This window comes from Mesorhizobium sp. Z1-4 (assembly GCF_004000235.1).
Taxonomy (GTDB): domain Bacteria; phylum Pseudomonadota; class Alphaproteobacteria; order Rhizobiales; family Rhizobiaceae; genus RCIO01.
This window is the reverse complement of sequence record NZ_RCIO01000021.1, coordinates 1-1,219: the sequence shown is the minus strand read 5'-3', so window position 1 is coordinate 1,219 and position 1,219 is coordinate 1. Positions and strand designations below refer to the sequence as shown.

Below are 1,219 nucleotides of genomic sequence, written 5' to 3'. Positions count from 1 at the left end.
GTGGGTCAACCCTTCGACATCGCCTTCGCTCTGGCGCTGCCTGGCAGTGGAATCGGAAGGCGATACTGTCTGGGATGCGGTCGACGACTTTGACGGTGCACTCCGGGCCCTACTGACGGAAACCCGGCCGGACTTCGCAGTGATCGAGCGGCCGCTGGGTGTCGTTGTCGACTATGGCGGCGGCGCAGCCAAGCCCGGCGACAAGCGAATGATCAACGCAAAGACGACGATCAAGCTTGCCGGTCTGGCGGGCGCGGCGATCGGCGTCCTGAACGGGCTCGGTATTCCGTACGCGATGATCGCCGATCGTACATGGCGAAGCGCGTATTTCGGTCCGGGCTACAAGCCGCCGGAGAATTGGAAAGCGAGCGCGGTGGCAATGGCGCGCCGTCAGCGCATTCCACTGCCTGACACCAAAAAGGCAGCACACGACGCAGCCGAAGCCATCGGTATCGCGGTCTCATGGCAGCGGGCAAACACGATCCCCCAGCGCCATCAGCGGGCGTTCATGGACCTTCGAGCGAACCACGGGAGGGCCGCTTGATGCGTCATCGCACGCCAACTCATTCACGCATCGGCGCCGTCGCAACAGGTGTCGCCATTGTATGTGTCTCCTTCCTGCTCGTGTTCGTCGCGGGAGGTTTTCAATGACCGTCCGCGCGATCGTGTTCACGCCCTACCAGTCGTTTGAGCGCCGATACCTGATGGCGGCACAGATGGCCGGGATGCAACTGCACGCATCTCCTGACCTGGCTGATTTCAGTTCGCAGCTCTACCGCGACAACGAGGCTATCGGCATCCTTTGGTCGATGGGTGGAACGTCAGCAGCCGAGACGATCCGGCGCCTGCGCGAAGGCAATGTCTTCAACCGCCTGATCGCGCTGATCCACTACCTCGACACAGCACCGCACCTGCGCGCGCAAGCGCGGGGCGATGCATTATCCGCCGGCTGCGATGACGCCCAGGCGTCAGATATCGACCCGGCCGAACTCGCGGCGCGACTGAAGGTGATCGCTGAGCGGGTGGGCTATGTAGATCATCTGCAGCTGCGCTTTGCGGGATGCAGGTTCCTCCCCGACAGCGGTCTGATCGCAGGCCCGGAGGTCTCGACGCACGCGACGATAACTGAGGGTCGGCTTCTCACGCATTTGGCGCGCCACGAAGGGGCCACCCGCTCGAAACAAGAGTTGATGGACGCGCTCTACGGCTACGACGATGC

General features: G+C 63.1%; 1 protein-coding gene and 1 pseudogene. Both read left to right on the top strand.

Annotated features, from left to right (window positions below):
• A pseudogene (locus tag EP165_RS20530) lies at positions 1-544 on the top strand (hypothetical protein); the annotation flags it as partial.
• A gap of 103 nt (positions 545-647) precedes the next feature.
• Positions 648-1,219 (top strand): response regulator transcription factor (locus EP165_RS20295; RefSeq protein WP_164743131.1); only part of this gene is annotated, 572 nt, incomplete at its 3' end.